Annotated in this window: 15 protein-coding genes; 11 read left to right on the plus strand and 4 right to left on the minus strand. The window is 58.3% G+C overall.

Translation table 11 applies throughout. The annotated features are described in order from the left end of the window. Nucleotides 1-180 precede the first annotated feature (180 nt). Nucleotides 181-1866, plus strand: a complete 1686-nt coding sequence (locus tag ABEH87_RS04510; protein ID WP_346574278.1) for a ribulokinase — start codon at nt 181-183, stop codon at nt 1864-1866. Between the two features lie 11 nt (nt 1867-1877). Beyond that, on the plus strand, nt 1878-3383 hold the full coding sequence (araA, locus tag ABEH87_RS04515) for an L-arabinose isomerase (RefSeq protein ID WP_346574280.1): 1506 nt from the start codon (nt 1878-1880) through the stop codon (nt 3381-3383). Between the two features lie 394 nt (nt 3384-3777). On the opposite strand, the gene yjfF is transcribed toward araA, so the two are convergent. The 4 genes from yjfF to ytfQ are packed head-to-tail and all read right to left on the minus strand — an operon-like array spanning nt 3778 to nt 8301. Beyond that, entirely contained in the window at nt 3778-4764 is a 987-nt protein-coding gene (gene yjfF / locus ABEH87_RS04520; protein WP_346574282.1) for a galactofuranose ABC transporter, permease protein YjfF, read from the minus strand. Then, nucleotides 4757-5758, minus strand: a complete 1002-nt coding sequence (ytfT, locus tag ABEH87_RS04525) for a galactofuranose ABC transporter, ATP-binding protein YtfT (RefSeq protein ID WP_346574582.1) — start codon at nt 5756-5758, stop codon at nt 4757-4759. The genes yjfF and ytfT overlap by 8 nt, the downstream gene beginning before the upstream one ends. A gap of 10 nt (nt 5759-5768) precedes the next feature. After that, entirely contained in the window at nt 5769-7292 is a 1524-nt protein-coding gene (gene ytfR / locus ABEH87_RS04530; RefSeq protein WP_346574283.1) for a galactofuranose ABC transporter, ATP-binding protein YtfR, read from the minus strand. 52 nt (nt 7293-7344) lie between these two features. After that, nucleotides 7345-8301: a galactofuranose ABC transporter, galactofuranose-binding protein YtfQ gene (gene ytfQ, locus ABEH87_RS04535; protein WP_346574284.1), complete on the minus strand. Its 957-nt coding sequence runs from the start codon at nt 8299-8301 to the stop codon at nt 7345-7347. Nucleotides 8302-8883: 582 nt separating this feature from the next. Here ytfQ and ydgT point away from each other — a divergent pair. From ydgT to nth, 9 genes are all read left to right on the plus strand, one after another. Beyond that, nucleotides 8884-9099, plus strand: coding sequence for a transcription modulator YdgT (ydgT, locus tag ABEH87_RS04540; protein ID WP_346574286.1), 216 nt, complete (start codon nt 8884-8886; stop codon nt 9097-9099). 122 nt (nt 9100-9221) lie between these two features. Next, entirely contained in the window at nt 9222-9641 is a 420-nt protein-coding gene (locus ABEH87_RS04545; RefSeq protein WP_346574288.1) for a DUF2569 domain-containing protein, read from the plus strand. A gap of 126 nt (nt 9642-9767) precedes the next feature. Continuing rightward, the gene (rsxA, locus tag ABEH87_RS04550) at nt 9768-10349 is read left to right on the plus strand and encodes an electron transport complex subunit RsxA (RefSeq protein ID WP_062743415.1); all 582 of its coding nucleotides are present in this window, start codon (nt 9768-9770) and stop codon (nt 10347-10349) included. Beyond that, entirely contained in the window at nt 10349-10924 is a 576-nt protein-coding gene (gene rsxB, locus ABEH87_RS04555; RefSeq protein ID WP_346574290.1) for an electron transport complex subunit RsxB, read from the plus strand. The genes rsxA and rsxB overlap by 1 nt, the downstream gene beginning before the upstream one ends. Then, nucleotides 10917-13091, plus strand: coding sequence for an electron transport complex subunit RsxC (gene rsxC / locus ABEH87_RS04560; protein ID WP_346574291.1), 2175 nt, complete (start codon nt 10917-10919; stop codon nt 13089-13091). The genes rsxB and rsxC overlap by 8 nt, the downstream gene beginning before the upstream one ends. After that, on the plus strand, nt 13092-14153 hold the full coding sequence (gene rsxD / locus ABEH87_RS04565) for an electron transport complex subunit RsxD (protein ID WP_346574293.1): 1062 nt from the start codon (nt 13092-13094) through the stop codon (nt 14151-14153). Then, nucleotides 14153-14785, plus strand: a complete 633-nt coding sequence (gene rsxG, locus ABEH87_RS04570) for an electron transport complex subunit RsxG (RefSeq protein WP_346574295.1) — start codon at nt 14153-14155, stop codon at nt 14783-14785. Before rsxD ends, rsxG begins: the two co-directional genes overlap by 1 nt. Continuing rightward, on the plus strand, nt 14778-15479 hold the full coding sequence (locus tag ABEH87_RS04575) for an electron transport complex subunit E (protein ID WP_346574297.1): 702 nt from the start codon (nt 14778-14780) through the stop codon (nt 15477-15479). Before rsxG ends, ABEH87_RS04575 begins: the two co-directional genes overlap by 8 nt. After that, nucleotides 15476-16111, plus strand: coding sequence for an endonuclease III (gene nth / locus ABEH87_RS04580; RefSeq protein ID WP_346574299.1), 636 nt, complete (start codon nt 15476-15478; stop codon nt 16109-16111). Before ABEH87_RS04575 ends, nth begins: the two co-directional genes overlap by 4 nt. Nucleotides 16112-16172: the final 61 nt, after the last annotated feature.

The raw sequence follows: 16172 nt of genomic DNA on the forward strand, positions 1-16172 counted from the left end.
GTTTTGTCCATCTATTCAGCAAATTTAACCGATACGCAACATTTGAAGCCCATCACATTCCCGTACCTGATGACAGGAAAGTACATATATGCAGCCAGCCGCACCTAACCACTCCGCCGCCATGTTTCCAGGATAGAGGAACATTAAAAAAGTCTGTTCTGAACATTACGGAGAGCAACTATGCAAAAGGGTGCGATTACCCTCGGTCTGGATTTCGGCAGCGACTCGGTGCGGGCGCTGGCGGTAGAGTGCGCCAGCGGTCGCGAGCTGTACAAGCAGGTGGTGGCTTATCCGCGCTGGAAAACCGGACGCTTCTGCGATCCGTCCCACAACCAGTTCCGCCATCATCCCCAGGACTATATTGATGCGCTGGAGCAGGCTATTCGTGACGTTGTCACTAAAATGACGCCTGAGCAGCGCCAAAACGTGGTCGGCATCGGGGTGGATTCCACCGGGTCAACCCCGGCGCCCATCGATCGCGAAGGTCGGGTGCTGGCGCTGCGGCCTGAATTTGCCGACAACCCGAATGCCATGTTCGTGCTGTGGAAAGACCATACCGCCATTGAAGAGGCGGAAGCCATTACCCGGCTGTGCCACAGCGGCGAGTACCAGGATTATTCGCGCTTTATCGGCGGTATTTACTCCTCAGAATGGTTCTGGGCGAAAATTCTGCATATCAGCCGCAACGATGCGGCGGTGCGTGAAGCGGCGGTTTCCTGGGTAGAGCTGTGCGACTGGGTGCCGGCGCTGCTGAGCGGCACTACGGCCCCGGCCGACCTGAAACGCGGGCGCTGTGCGGCGGGTCATAAGTCGCTCTGGCACCCGCTGTGGCAGGGGCTTCCCGACGCGCAGTTCCTTAATGCTCTCGATCCGCTGCTGACCTCGGACCTCGACCACCCGATGTTCAGCGACACCTGGACTGCCGATGTGCCGGTAGGCCAGCTGAGTGCCGAATGGGCGCAGCGCCTGGGGCTGCCGGGTCAGGTGACCCTTTCCGGCGGTGCATTCGACTGCCATATGGGTGCCGTCGGTGCCGGAGCGCAGCCGTATACGCTGGTGAAAGTGATTGGTACGTCCACCTGCGACATTCTGATTGCCGACGCTGACCGCGTGGCTGACCGCGCTATCAAAGGGATCTGCGGTCAGGTGGACGGCAGCGTGGTGCCGGGAATGATTGGGCTGGAGGCCGGGCAGTCAGCCTTTGGCGATATGTATGCCTGGTTCAGCCGCCTGCTGAGCTGGCCTCTGGTGCAGGCGGCGCAGCAGCAGCCGGAACTGAAAACCCAGCTGGAAGCCATTCAGCAGGGATTACTGGAACAATTAACGGCCTCATGGGCTGCCGATCCACAGCTCGACCACCTTCCGGTGGTACTTGACTGGTTTAACGGCCGCCGCACCCCGTTTGCTAACCAGCGTCTGAAAGGGGTGATCACCGACCTTAACCTCGGCACCGACGCCCCGACGCTGTTCGGCGGTTTTATCGCCGCCACTGCCTTTGGTGCCCGCGCCATTATGGAGTGCTTCGAACAACAGGATATCCCGGTACAGCAGGTGCTGGCGCTTGGCGGTATTGCGCGTAAATCACCGGCGATTATGCAGGTGTGCTGTGACGTGATGAATCGTCCGCTGGATATCGTCGCCTCCGACGAGTGCTGTGCGCTGGGCGCTGCCATCTTTGCCGCCGTTGCCGCTGGGGTCTATGCCGATATTCCGTCGGCGCAGGCGCAGATGGCCAGCCCGCTGGACCAGACCCTGCAACCCGATCCGGCGCGCGTCGCCCGCTTCCAGCAGCTTTATCAGCGTTATCTTCAATGGTGTGAACTGGCGGAACCGCAGTTTGCTCCACAACCCTCATCAGTCAGTTAAGGAATCGTTTTATGACACAGTTAAACGCCCGCAGCGTATGGTTTGTGATTGGTACACAGCATCTGTACGGTGCGGAAACCCTGCGCCAGGTCGAGCAGCACGGTCAGCAGGTGGTGGATGGCCTCAACCGTGCGGGCATTCTGCCCTTCCCGCTGCACCTGAAGCCACTGGTGAAAACGCCCGATGAAGCGCTGTCGCTGTGCCGTGAGGCCAATCATGACCAGAGCTGTCTGGGCATCATCACCTGGCTGCACACCTTCTCCCCGGCCAAAATGTGGATCGGCGGCCTGTCGATTCTGAATAAGCCACTGTTACAGTTCCATACTCAGTTCAACGCGGAGATCCCGTGGGACAGCATGGATATGGACTTTATGAACCTGAATCAGACCGCACACGGCGGCCGTGAGTTCGGCTTTATCGGCGCGCGCATGCGTCTGCCGCATCAGGTGATCACCGGCCACTGGCAGGATCAGCGCTCACAGCAGCGCATCAGCCAGTGGATGCGCGGTGCCGCCGCCCTGCAGGCCAGCCAGCAGCTCAAGGTCGCGCGCTTTGGCGACAACATGCGCGAGGTGGCAGTGACCGAAGGCGATAAAGTAGCGGCGCAAATTCAGTTCGGTTATGCCGTTAACGGCTGGGGCGTGGGTGACCTGGTGGAGGTAATCAACCAGGTCAGCGACGGCGACGTGAACGCGCTGGTCGATGAGTATGAGAGCAGCTACGAATTCAGCGCTGCGGCGGCCGTCAACGGCGACAAACGCCAGAACGTACTGGATGCCGCCCGTATTGAGCTGGGGATCAAGCGTTTCCTCGACGGCGAAGGCTGCCGGGCCTTCACCACTAACTTCCAGACCCTGCACGGCATGACGCAGCTGCCGGGCCTGGCGGTACAGCGCCTGATGCAGCAGGGCTATGGTTTTGCCGGTGAAGGTGACTGGAAAACCGCCGCGCTGCTGCACGTATTTAAGGTCATGGCGGGAGATTTACCGGGTGGCACCTCGTTTATGGAGGATTACACCTACCATTTTGCACCGGGTAACGACCTGGTGCTGGGCTCACACATGCTGGAAGTGTGCCCGACCATTGCGCGTGAAGCCAAACCGCTGCTGGATGTCCAGGCGCTGGGCATTGGCGGCAAAGCCGATCCGGCCCGTCTGATCTTCTCCGCCCCGGCGGGACGCGCGGTGAATGCCAGCGTGATTGATATGGGCGACCGTTTCCGCCTGCTGGTTAACGTGGTGGATGCCATTGAACAGCCTCAGGCGCTGCCAAAGCTGCCGGTGGCCCGCGCCCTGTGGCGCGCCCAGCCATCGCTTGCTACCGCATCCGAAGCCTGGATCCTCGGCGGTGGTGCTCACCACACCGTGTTCAGCCAGGCGCTGACGGTGGAAGATATGCGTCTGTATGCCGAGCTGAACGGAATTGAAGTGCTGGTTATCGATGAAGAGACCACCCTGCACGGCTTCCGCGACGCCCTGCGCTGGAATGAAGCGTACTATCGCCTGAATCAGCGTTAATATCCTTATTCTGAGAACAGTAAGGGCGGACCAGGAAAGGGTCCGCCTTACCGCCTGCCAGATTCCCTCCTGCCGCCCCCTCACCCTGTTTAAATATCTGCTGGTCACTCCGGCCAGGTTATAGAGACCACTCAAGCCGATAGCTGAAAACCCTGTGATTTTTGGGGAATGATAATGTGCAGAGCATTGTCTCCTGCGAGACCTCCGCGCTGTAACCAGCGGTAGTGACTATCGGATGCATGGGGGTGCTGTTTGCCGAGAAGACGACCACCGGCGGCGAGGATTTTGCGAGTACGCGTGGCGTTATCTGCAACAGCATGATGTTTAATCCCGCTGCCACAGGCAGGTTAGCGCAGAGGGCGACCCTTGTTGGCTCGCCCCTTGCGTCACACTTTTATGATATCAACCGTTTCACCGGCGCATTCTGCTGGCGGTCCCACATCACCGTCAGCAGGCGCTGTAGCGCGATAAAGGCAAACAGCAGTATGCCAATCGCAATCTTGGTCCACCACGAACTCAGGGTGCCATCGAAGTTGATCCATGTCTGGATCAGCCCCTGTATCAGCACGCCGAACAGGGTTCCCAGTACGGTGCCAACCCCACCGGACAGCAGCGTACCGCCAATCACTACGGATGCAATCGCATCCAGCTCCACGCCCATCCCGGCCAGCGCATAGCCCGCAGAGGTATAGATGGAGAACACGATGCCTGCCAGCGTCGCCAGCCCGGAAGACAGCATGTAAATGCGCACCGTGGTGCTGCGGGTGGAAATCCCCATCAGCTGCGCCGAGGTGGCATTGCCGCCAATAGCGTAGACCTGATTACCAAAGCGGCTGCGGTGTGCAAGTAAAATTCCCAGCGCCACCACCGCCAGCATAATCACCGCCAGCAGGCTGAGACGCCCGCCGCCGGGGATTTTCCACGCCATTGAGGACAGCGTGGCGTACAGGGTATGATCGATCGGTAACGAGCTTTCTGCTACCAGATAGCTACAGCCGCGCAGGAAAAACATCCCGGCGAGGGTAATGATAAATGCCGGGATCTTCAGGGCATCAATCAGCCAGCCCATAAATGCCCCGAATGCGGTGCCCAGCGACATCGCCAGCGCAAAGGCCAGCCACGGATCAACGTGAAAGTCGCCGATTAATCGTGCGAGGAACACGCCGGTAAAGGCAATCACCGCCCCGACCGACAGGTCGATACCGCCGGAGAGGATAACAAAGGTCATGCCGACGGCGATGATGCCGAGGAACGCATTATCCGTCAGGATATTGGCAATCACCCTGGTTGAGGCAAACCCCGGAAACTGGCTGAGGCAGAACAGATAACCCGCTACAAACACCAGCAGGGTGATCATTAACGGCAGATGACGTTTAATCACGGCGGTGCCCTCTTTTAAACAGTTGGATAAAGCGCGGGGATTGCAGCAGCAGTACCAGCATCACCACCACCGCTTTGACGACCTGATTCAGCTCAGGTGGGAAACCGGACAGCAGGATCCCGGTATTCATCGCCTGAATAATCAGCGCGCCAATCAGCGACAGCAGTAGATTAAAGCGACCGCCCATCAGCGATGCCCCGCCGATCACCACCGCCAGGATAGCATCCAGTTCCAGCCACAGGCCGGCGTTATTGGCATCGGCACCGCGAATATCCGCAGCAACAATCAGCCCGGCAACGGCGGCACACAGCCCGCTGAGCACATAGGTACTCATGACCACCAGCCAGCCGTTAACACCCGCATTGCGCGCCGCGCGCAGATTAATGCCCACCGCTTCAATAAACATGCCGAGTGCAGTTTTTCGCGTCAGCAGCCAGACCAGCAGCGCCAGGGCGACCGTTATCCACACCGGAACCGGCAGCAGGAGCAGCGTGCCGCTGCCAAGCCGCGCCAGCGCATCGCTGTCGAAGGTCACAATCTGCCCCTGGGTAATCAGCTGGGCAATGCCGCGCCCCGCCACCATCAGGATCAGGGTGGCGACAAACGGCTGGATCTTCAGCAGTGACACCAGCACGCCGTTCCACAGCCCGCAGAGCAGACCGCTGCCCAGCGTCACCAGAATAATCACCGGCAGGCTGTGCCCGGCGACAGTCATCGTAGCCGCCGTGGCCCCGGCAATCGCCATCACCGCGCCGACCGACAGGTCGATGCCGCCAGTGGCAATCACCAGCGTCATGCCTATCGCCAGAATGGCCACCGGCGCAGCGCGGTTGAGAATATCAATCGGGCTGCCGAACAGCCGTCCGTCCTGCAGGTGAACAGCAAAAAAGTTGTTGGCAACCAGACTGTCAATCAGCAGCACCAGCAGCAGTGCGCCAATCTGGGGCAGCCCCGGCGGCAGTTTTCGTTTTAACATCGGTGGTTTCCCCGTCATCAAATGCGATTCAGGCATGTTGCTCCCCTCCCGCCGCAATCGCGTTAACGATGGCGGCAACGGACAACTCTTCGAGTGGGATTTCGGCCACCTGCTGACGATCGCGCAGGATCACCACGCGATCGGCGTAGCCGACCAGCTCCTCCAGCTCTGAGGAGATCACCAGCAGCGCCAGGCCGTCGGCGCACAGCGTTTCAATCAGACGAATGATCTCCGCGTGCGCCCCGACGTCGATACCGCGCGTCGGTTCATCCAGAATCAGGAACTGCGGTTTCGTCACCAGCCAGCGCGACAGCAGCACCTTCTGCTGATTGCCGCCGGAGAGCAGCTCAACCGCCTGTTCAGCATCCGGGGTACGGATGCCCAGGCTTTTGATAAAGCGGTCGGCCACCTGCTGCTGTTCACGCTTCGGAATGGGTCGCAGCCAGCCGCGCTGAGCCTGGAGCGCCAGAATTATATTCTCGCGCACCGAGGCGGCACCGATAATGCCGTCGGTTTTACGGTCTTCCGGGCAGAAACCCATGCCGAGGCGCGATGCCTGAGCCGGAGAGCGAATGGTCTGAGGTTTTCCCTTGATGAAGGCGCGGCCGCTGTCGGCGCGTTTAATGCCGAACAGCAGTTCCGCCGTTTCTGTCCGTCCTGAACCGAGCAGCCCCGCCAGCCCGACGGCCTCCCCCGGACGCACGCTGAGGCTGAAGGGTTCGATGGTGCCCTTCTTGCCGTAATCTTTAAACTCCACTACCGGCTGGTTGCTTTTCAGCGTACTGCCCGCCCGTTGCAGCGCGGTTTCCAGCAGCTCGCGCCCCAGCATCAGTTTGATCAGTTCAATCTGCGGCAGCGTGCGGGTGTCACGCGTGGCAATAAACTGCCCGTTGCGCAGCACGGTTATGCGGTCGGTGATACGGTAAACCTGGTCGAGGAAGTGAGTGACGAACACCAGGCTCATGCCTCTGGCCTTCAGCTGTTCCATCAGGGTAAACAGCATGGTCACTTCACTGGCATCCAGACTGGCGGTCGGTTCATCGAGGATCAGCACTTTAGCCGACAGATCGACGGCGCGGCAGATGGCGATAATCTGCTGCATCGCCACTGAATACTGCCCCAGCGGACGGGTGACATCCAGTTCGAAGCCATAGTCAGCCAGCAGCTTTATCGCCCGCTGATTAAGGGTTTTACGGTCGATCAGGCCGAAGCGTTTTGGCTCACGGCCAATAAACAGGTTGTCGGCAACCGACATATTAGGCAGCAGGTTCACTTCCTGATAAACCGTGCCGATACCCAACCGCTGGGCTTCTGCGGTGTTGCGCGGATTAATCGTCTGACCGGCCAGCATCAGTGTACCGGCATCGCGCTGGTAAACGCCGGTAAGCACCTTGATGAGCGTAGATTTTCCCGCTCCGTTTTCCCCCAGCAGCGCCATGATTTCGCCGGGGCGAAGGTCAAACGAGACATTATCCAGCGCCCGGACGCCGGGAAAGGATTTACTGACGTTGCTGATACTCAGCAACGCAGGCGTTGGGGTTTCGATGGTCATACACGTGCCTCAGGCAAGAATTTAACCGCCCCGCTGGGGGGCGGCGCGGGGATCAGTAACCCATTCCTTTTTTGGTATCTAACTGGGCCTGCGCATCGGCTGGCAGGTACAGTCTGGTTTCTGTTTTGATGATTTTTGGCGGCATGGTGCCGTCTTTTTTCAGTTTTTCCAGCGCATCAAACGCCGGGCCGGCCATATTCGGCGTCAGCTCGACGTTAGCGTTAGCTTCACCGGCCAGCATCGCTTTATAGATGTCCGGCACACCATCAATCGACCCGGTTAAAATATCTTTACCCGGTTTGAGACCCGCTTCTTTGATCGCCTGAATGGCACCAATCGCCATATCATCGTTGTGCGCGTAAACCATGCAGATATTTTTGCCGTTGTTTTCTGCCTTGATGAAGCTTTCCATGACTTCTTTACCCTTGCTGCGGGTAAAGTCGCCGGACTGCGAACGGATGACTTTAATATTCGGGGTATTGGCAATAGCTTCAGCAAAGCCTTTTTTACGGTCAATGGCCACGCTGGCACCGACGGTGCCCTGCAGCTCAACCACGTTACACGGCTTGCCCGCCTGATGTTTCACCAGCCAGTCGCCGATCAGCTTGCCTTCATAGACGTTATCTGCCGTCACCACTGCCTGATAGAGGGATTTGTCTTTGACTACGATGGCGCGGTCCAGCAGGAACACCGGAATTTTGGCATCTTTCGCTTCAGAGAGCACCGGCTCCCAGCCCGTCTGAACGACCGGCGCAATAAAGATCGCATCAACGCCCTGGGCGATAAAGGAGCGTACCGCCTTGATCTGGTTCTCCTGTTTTTGCTGGCCATCGGCGATTTTTAGCGTAATGCCGCGCTTCTGTGCCTCACTTTTTGCCACGCTGGTTTCTGCTGCGCGCCAGCCAGATTCAGAGCCAACCTGTGAGAACCCGACGGTCATTGATTCGGCCAGCGCAGGTGCAGACAGGCTGGCGCCGATAAGGGTGGATAAGAGTAAACGCTTCCACATGATCATTATTCCTCTGAAGGGATTTTATCGTATAGGGTTAAGAGCCACATAAGCCTGGCCTATTCACCGAAAAACATTTACGACAATGCTCACAAAATTCAACAAATCAAAGAGGTTACGCTATCAGAGCCGATCGTTTACCCGGTAGGTCATATGGAAAAAACACGCATAAGGTGCCAAAAGAAGGTTAAATAACTGTAATAAACAGAAGCGTTTGCGCCAGATGCATTTGGAAGCGATTACAGCACCGCGTGAAGTTCTGCCATACTGCGCGTCCTTTTACTGGCCCGGAGTAAAAATGATAACTGTGAGCTGTGGCACAGTTTAATCTGGAGGCTTTGCCGGTCCTCTTCCGCTTTTCTGTCGCGAAAGCGAGGGAACTCAGCGCAGTATGTTTAAGACCAAAGGGAGTTAAACAGGCAATATCTCATCAGCACAGAGAATAATCTTAAAAAATGTGTGCTTTTCTGACGTGACCTGCTGAATTGTCTGATTTTAATGGCGACACAACGGATGGTTGTAGATTCTTTTTTACAGAATAATATACTACGTGATTTCCTGTTCTGTAGCTGGATGGCGACAATGACCGTTCATGATTATCTGTTAAAATTTCGTAAAGTTAATTCACTGGAATCGCTGGAAAAACTTTTCGATCATCTGAACTATTCCCTGAATAACGATGCTGAAATTATTCTGATGTACCGTGCGGCCGATCATCGCCGCGCTGAACTGGCCTCCGGTGGGCGTCTGTTTGACCTCGGCTGCGTGCCGAAAACGGTTTGGCACTACGTCGTCTGACCTGACAGCAGGTTATCGCCCTGATGACCTGACGCGCGATATTCCGTATAATCCAGCTCCATCACGCGTGTCGCTTGCAAGCGCTGCGCTTTTGCCATTCAGGGCTGAAAAAAGGACACTATGTGACTGTTAATTCGAAACCGCGCCTCGGCGGCTGGCTGATGGTGCCGCTGGCCTGGCTGATTGTCACGTTGCTGGCTTCGGCGCTGGTCATTACCCTGTTAGTTCTGCGCCCGGTACCGATGAGCGCCCCGCAGCCGGTGCTGCTGCAGTGGGGAGCCTCTCTGGCCACCTCGGCGCTGATGCTGGTCTACACGGCATGGATTACGTGGATTTTCTGCCAGCGCTCTCAGCGCCTGCCGCGCCATTACACTCTCTGGCTGTTACTGAATGTGGTACTGGCAGTGAAGACTTTTGTCTACTCTCCGGTTTCCGATAATCTGGCGTTGCGCACGTTACTGTTCGCCCTGCTGGCGGCCAGTATTCTGGTGCCTTATTTCAAGCGTTCTCAGCGGGTTAAAACCACGTTTATCGCCCCCTGATGCTGAAAAAAACGTCAAAAATTTAATCCTGAGTGCGCTATTAAACGCCGCCTCTGCCGGGGCGGTTGTGGTCAGGCACGCAATGCCTGATAATAGGCCGCTTTTTTTCATTTTTCAGGCGTATCAATGACCGAATACCTGCTTCTTTTTATTGGCACAGTGCTGGTGAACAACTTCGTGTTGGTGAAGTTTCTCGGCCTCTGTCCCTTTATGGGCGTTTCCAAAAAACTGGAAACGGCAATTGGCATGGGACTCGCCACCACATTCGTCATCACCCTGGCCTCAATCTGCGCCTGGCTGGTGAATCACCTGATCCTGCTGCCGCTGGATCTCGTCTATCTGCGCACCATGGCTTACATCCTGGTGATCGCCGTTGTTGTGCAGTTCACCGAGATGGTGGTGCGCAAAACCAGCCCCGATCTTTATCGCCTGCTGGGCATTTTTCTGCCGCTGATCACCACCAACTGCGCGGTGCTTGGCGTGCCGCTGTTAAGCGTCAATCTTAACCATACTTTCCTGCAGGCCGCGCTATACGGCTTCAGTGCTTCACTGGGTTTCTCGCTGGTGATGGTGTTGTTCGCCGGTATCCGTGAGCGCCTGGTGCTGGCCGACGTCCCTGCACCGTTTAAAGGGTCTTCGATTGCGCTGGTGACTGCGGGCCTGATGGCGCTGGCCTTTATGGGCTTTACCGGGTTGGTCAAATTCTGATGAGTGCCATCTGGATTGCAATTGCCGTATTAAGTGCCCTCAGCCTGATTTTTGGTGGCCTGCTGGGTTATGCCTCCCGTCGCTTCAGGGTGGAAGAAGACCCGATTGTTGAACAGATAGACGCGATCCTGCCACAGAGCCAGTGCGGCCAGTGCGGTTACCCTGGCTGCCGCCCGTATGCGGATGCGGTGGGGAACAACGGTGAGATGATCAACAAATGTGCGCCCGGCGGCGAGCAGACAATGCTCAAGCTGGCGGCACTGCTTAATGTCGATCCTCAGCCGCTGGGCGATGAAATGCCTGCCGAGCCTGAGCGCAAAGTGGCGTGGATTGACGAAGCTAACTGCATCGGCTGCACCAAATGCATTCAGGCCTGTCCGGTTGATGCCATTGTCGGCGCCACGCGGGCAATGCACACCGTATTAAGCGATGTCTGTACCGGCTGCGACCTCTGCGTCGCCCCCTGCCCGACCGACTGCATTGAAATGCGTCCGGTCGCTGCCACCACTGCCAACTGGAAGTGGGATCTGAATACCATCCCGGTCCGGGTCATTCCTGTAGAAAGTCATGTTTAATCTGCTTAGTTATTTTAAAAAAGATCGGCTCTGGGATTTCGACGGGGGGATTCATCCTCCGGAGATGAAAACTCAGTCTAACGGCACGCCCCTGCGCGAGCTGCCTTTACCGGCGCAGTTTATTCTGCCGCTGAAGCAGCATATCGGCCATGAGGGTGAGCTGGCCGTGCGCCCCGGCGATAAGGTGTTGCGCGGGCAGCCGCTGACCTTTGGCCGTGGCCGCATGCTGCCGATCCACGCGCCCACCTCCGGCACCGTGACCAAAATTGCCCCACACATGACAGCCCACCCTTCGGCGCTGGCAGAAATGTGCCTGTTTATCACCCCGGACGGCGAAGACCGCTGGGTAGAGAAGCACCCGCTGAAGGAGTATCGCAGCGTGGAGCGCGGCGAACTGGTGGCCGCTATTCATCAGGCTGGCGTCGCCGGACTTGGCGGTGCCGGTTTCCCGACGGCGACCAAACTGCAGGGCGGGCTGCGCGGGGTCAATACCCTGATTATCAACGCCGCCGAGTGTGAGCCCTATATTACTGCCGATGACCGTCTGATGCAGGACTGTGCCGACGAGGTGCTGGAAGGCAGCCGTATCCTGGCCTTTATCCTGCAGGCAGACCGGGTATTAATCGGCATTGAAGATAACAAACCGCAGGCGATTGCGGCGCTGAAAACGGCGCTGGGCAGCGCCTCGGATCTGCAAATTCGCGTTATTCCAACTAAATATCCGTCCGGCGGTGCCAAACAGCTGACGAAAATTCTCACCGGGAAGGAAGTGCCGCACGGCGGTCGTTCGACCGATATCGGCGTGCTGATGCAGAACGTGGGTACGGCGTTTGCCGTCAAGCGGGCGATTATCGATGGCGAAGCGCTGACGGAACGCGTGGTGACCGTCACCGGAGAGTCCGTTGCCCGGCCCGGCAACGTCTGGGCACGGCTGGGTACGCCGATCAGCCATCTGCTGCAGCAGGCCAGTTTTACGCCCGGCGCACAGCAGATGGTGGTAATGGGCGGCCCGCTGATGGGCTTTACCCTGCCGACGCTGGATGTGCCGGTGGTGAAGATCACCAACTGCATCCTGGCTCCTGCCGCCAGCGAAATGGGTCAGAACGAAGCGGAACAAAACTGCATCCGCTGCAGCGCCTGTGCCGATGCCTGTCCGGCCGCGCTGTTGCCGCAGCAGCTCTACTGGTACAGCCGGGGCGGCGACCACGATAAGGCGCGTGAGCATAATATTGCCGACTGTATTGAGTGCGGGGCCTGTGCCTATGTCTGCCCCAGTAATATTCCACTGGTACAGTACTACCGTCAGGAAAAAGCGGAGATCCAGGCTATTGACCTGGAGGCTGAGCGCAATACCCTGGCGAAGGCCCGTTTTGAAGCGCGCCAGCAGCGTCTTGAGCGCGAGAAAGCGGCGCGCGATGCGAAACACCAGCAGGCGAAACGCAGCGTGGCTACCCGTGATGCCGACGCGATCGCGGCGGCACGCGAGAGAGTGAAAGCGAAACAGAGTGACGCCACAACGCCGGAAGCCGCCGATCGGGCCACGAAGCAGGCACAGCGTGAGGCCCGCCAGGCGGAAGCCCGCGCCCGTCAGGCTGAAGAGCAGGCCGCCAGCGAACCGGTCACCCGCCAGAGCGCCGATCCGCGCAAGGCCGCCGTTGAAGCCGCCATTGCCCGTGCTAAAGCGAAGAAAGCCCAGGTCAGCGATGCGGCGCCAGCCCCTGCCTCTACCGACGCACCGGACCCGCGCAAAGCCGCCGTCGAAGCGGCGATTGCCCGCGCGAAAGCGAAGAAAGCCGCCCAGGCCGCAGCCACGGCTCCTGAGCCGCAGGAAACCGCTGCCGCTGAACCGGCCGTCGATGCACGTAAGGCCGCCGTTGAAGCCGCCATCGCCCGCGCGAAAGCGAAGAAAGCCGCTCAGGCCGCCGCCACGGTTCCTGAGCCGCAGGAAACCGCTGCCGCTGAACCGGCCGTCGATGCACGTAAGGCCGCAATTGACGCCGCCATCGCCCGTGCGAAAGCGAAGAAAGCCGCCCAGGCGACAGAACAACAGACTGACCGTTCAGCAGCGCCTGACGCTGCGGATGATGCACGTAAAGCGGCGGTGGCAGCAGCCATTGCGCGCGTGAAAGCGCGTAAATCGCAGCAGCCTTCAACGCAAGAGGATTAAATGGCTTTTCGCATAGCAAGTTCGCCTTATACCCATAACCGCCGCAGCACCAGCACCATTATGCTGCTGGTGCTGCTTGCTGCCGTTCCCGGCATGGCGGCGCAGTGGTACTACTTTGGCTGGGGCAATCTGATTCAGGTGCTGATTGCCGCCGTGGCGGCGCTGGGTGCCGAAGCGGCAATACTGCGCCTGCGCAAGCTGCCGCTGGCAGAGACGCTGAAAGATAACTCCGCCCTGCTTACCGCCCTGTTGCTCGGCATCAGCATTCCTTCGCTGGCACCGTGGTGGATGATCGTTATCGGTACGCTGTTTGCCGTGATTATTTCCAAACACCTGTACGGAGGCCTGGGGCAGAATCCGTTCAACCCGGCGATGGTCGGCTATGTGGTGCTGCTGATCTCCTTCCCGGTACAGATGACCAGCTGGCTGCCGCCGGACAGTTTACAGGGCATCACCCCAGGCTTTGGCGATACGCTGAGCATGATCTTCCATTTCCATACGCTGGACGGTCACACCATGCAGCAGTTGCAGGTGGGCATTGACGGTATCAGCCAGGCGACGCCGCTGGATAATTTTAAAACCGGGCTACGCGCCGGGCACAGCGCAGAGCAGCTGCTGGCACAGCCGATCTACAGCGGTGTGCTGGCTGCCCCTGGCTGGCAGTGGGTTAATGTCGGTTTTCTGCTGGGCGGACTCTTCCTGCTCTCTACGCGCAGCATCCGCTGGCATATTCCGGTCGCTATGCTGGTCTCGCTGGCGTTCTGCGCCACGCTGGGCTGGCTGATTTCGCCGCAAAGCCTGGTCTCGCCGACGATTCACCTGCTGTCAGGCGCCACCATGCTTGGGGCCTTCTTTATCGCCACCGATCCGGTTACAGCCTCTACCACCAACAAAGGGCGGCTGCTGTACGGCGCGCTGATTGGCCTGCTGGTGTGGTTGATTCGCAGTTTCGGCGGCTACCCGGACGGCGTGGCGTTTGCCGTGCTGCTGGCCAATATCTGCGTACCGCTGATCGATTACTACACGCAGCCACGGGTTTATGGCCACCGGAAGGATAAATAATGCTGGATGCAATTCGTAAAAACGGCGTCACGCTGGCCGTCTTCGCCGCCATCACCACCGGACTGACGGCGGTGGTCAATACGGTGACCAAACCGACAATCGCTCATCAGACCGCGCTACAGCAAAAGGTGCTGCTGGACCAGGTGGTGCCCCCGGAGCTGTACGACAATCACATTCAGCAGGAGTGTTATATCGTGACCAATCCGGCGCTGGGCAACGGTAACCCGCACCATCTTTATCTGGCGCGCAAAGGGGATAAACCGGTCGCGGTAGCGATTGAAACCACCGCTCCTGACGGCTACTCCGGGAATATTCAGATGATTGTCGGTGCCAGCTTTGACGGTAAAGTTTACGGTACGCGCGTGGTGGAGCATCATGAAACGCCGGGGCTGGGCGACAAGATCGAGCTGCGCATTTCTGACTGGATCAACAGCTTCAACGGCAGAAAAGTAAACGGCCCTAACGACAGCCAGTTTGCGGTGAAAAAAGATGGCGGGACGTTTGACCAGTTTACCGGTGCCACGATTACGCCGCGTGCCGTGGTGAATGCGGTTAAACGCACAACGCTGTATATTGAAACCTTACCGGGGCAGTTGTCCTCGCTGCCCACCTGTGGAGATGCCAATGAGTGAAGCAAAAACCCTGCTGGTCGGCGGGCTGTGGAAGAATAACTCGGCGCTGGTCCAGCTGCTGGGGCTGTGCCCGCTGCTGGCCGTCACCTCAACCGCGACCAATGCCCTCGGACTCGGACTTGCGACCACGCTGGTGCTGACCTGCACTAACAGTGCGATTTCCCTGTCGCGCCGCTGGGTGCCCTCTGAGATTCGTATCCCAATTTACGTGATGATCATCGCCGCCGTGGTGAGCTGCGTGCAGATGCTGATCAATGCTTACGCTTACGGCCTTTATCAGTCGCTGGGGATCTTTATCCCGCTGATCGTCACCAACTGCATTGTGGTCGGGCGCGCCGAAGCGGTAGCATCGAAAAGCAGCGTCCCGCTGTCGGCGCTGGACGGCATGGCTATCGGGCTGGGGGCCACCAGCGTGATGGTGGTGCTGGGCGCGATACGCGAAATTATCGGCAATGGCACCATCTTCAACGGTGCTGACCTGCTGCTCGGACCCTGGGCCAAAGCTATGCGCATTGAAGTCGTCCACTTTGACTCCCCGATGCTGCTGGCGATGCTGCCGCCGGGGGCGTTTATCGGCCTGGGCATGCTGCTGGCCGCGAAATACCTGATTGATAATAAAATGAAACAGCGTGCCGCCCTGAAAGCCGAAACTGAAGCGCAGGCGCTGCCGCAAGGGAAAGCAGGTGTGCTGTGAATAAGGACAAACGTCAGGAAATTTTGACCCGGCTGCGCGACAACAATCCGCACCCCACCACCGAACTGATGTTCACCTCCCCATTTGAACTGCTGATATCGGTACTGCTCTCTGCTCAGGCGACCGACGTCAGCGTCAATAAGGCCACGGCAAAACTCTATCCGGTCGCCAATACCCCTGCGGCTGTCCTGGCACTGGGCGTGGATGGGGTAAAAGAGTACATCAAGACCATCGGCCTGTTTAACAGCAAGGCAGAGAACGTAATAAAGACCTGCCGCATTCTGCTGGAGCAGCACGGCGGCGAGGTGCCGGAAAGCCGGGAAGCGCTGGAGGCCCTGCCGGGCGTCGGGCGCAAAACCGCCAATGTGGTGCTGAATACCGCCTTTGGCTGGCCGACCATTGCGGTAGATACGCATATTTTCCGCGTCTGCAACCGTACCCGTTTTGCGCCGGGGAAAAACGTTGAGCAGGTGGAGGAAAAACTGCTGAAGGTGGTGCCAAAAGAGTTTAAGGTTGACTGCCACCACTGGCTTATCCTGCACGGCCGCTACACCTGTATTGCGCGTAAACCGCGCTGCGGCTCCTGTCTGATTGAAGATTTATGCGAATTTGATGCTAAAGTAGATGAGTAGGCGGGGAAACGCCGCCTGCCACAACAATAACTTTTATCCTTTTTAATGGCAGCCTGTCGCC

Source organism: Erwinia sp. Eh17-17, assembly GCF_039675725.1.
Lineage (GTDB): Bacteria > Pseudomonadota > Gammaproteobacteria > Enterobacterales > Enterobacteriaceae > Erwinia.

What these genes read in the sequence shown, in the direction of transcription:
- ABEH87_RS04510 (WP_346574278.1), top strand. Translation starts at nt 181, where the DNA reads ATGCAAAAGGGTGCGATTACCCTCGGTCTGGATTTCGGCAGCGACTCG.
- araA (WP_346574280.1), top strand. Translation starts at nt 1,878, where the DNA reads ATGACACAGTTAAACGCCCGCAGCGTATGGTTTGTGATTGGTACACAG.
- ytfT (WP_346574582.1), bottom strand. Translation starts at nt 5,758, where the DNA reads ATGACGGGGAAACCACCGATGTTAAAACGAAAACTGCCGCCGGGGCTG.
- ytfR (WP_346574283.1), bottom strand. Translation starts at nt 7,292, where the DNA reads ATGACCATCGAAACCCCAACGCCTGCGTTGCTGAGTATCAGCAACGTC.
- ytfQ (WP_346574284.1), bottom strand. Translation starts at nt 8,301, where the DNA reads ATGTGGAAGCGTTTACTCTTATCCACCCTTATCGGCGCCAGCCTGTCT.
- ydgT (WP_346574286.1), top strand. Translation starts at nt 8,884, where the DNA reads ATGACCGTTCATGATTATCTGTTAAAATTTCGTAAAGTTAATTCACTG.
- rsxA (WP_062743415.1), top strand. Translation starts at nt 9,768, where the DNA reads ATGACCGAATACCTGCTTCTTTTTATTGGCACAGTGCTGGTGAACAAC.
- rsxB (WP_346574290.1), top strand. Translation starts at nt 10,349, where the DNA reads ATGAGTGCCATCTGGATTGCAATTGCCGTATTAAGTGCCCTCAGCCTG.
- rsxC (WP_346574291.1), top strand. Translation starts at nt 10,917, where the DNA reads ATGTTTAATCTGCTTAGTTATTTTAAAAAAGATCGGCTCTGGGATTTC.
- rsxD (WP_346574293.1), top strand. Translation starts at nt 13,092, where the DNA reads ATGGCTTTTCGCATAGCAAGTTCGCCTTATACCCATAACCGCCGCAGC.
- rsxG (WP_346574295.1), top strand. Translation starts at nt 14,153, where the DNA reads ATGCTGGATGCAATTCGTAAAAACGGCGTCACGCTGGCCGTCTTCGCC.
- ABEH87_RS04575 (WP_346574297.1), top strand. Translation starts at nt 14,778, where the DNA reads ATGAGTGAAGCAAAAACCCTGCTGGTCGGCGGGCTGTGGAAGAATAAC.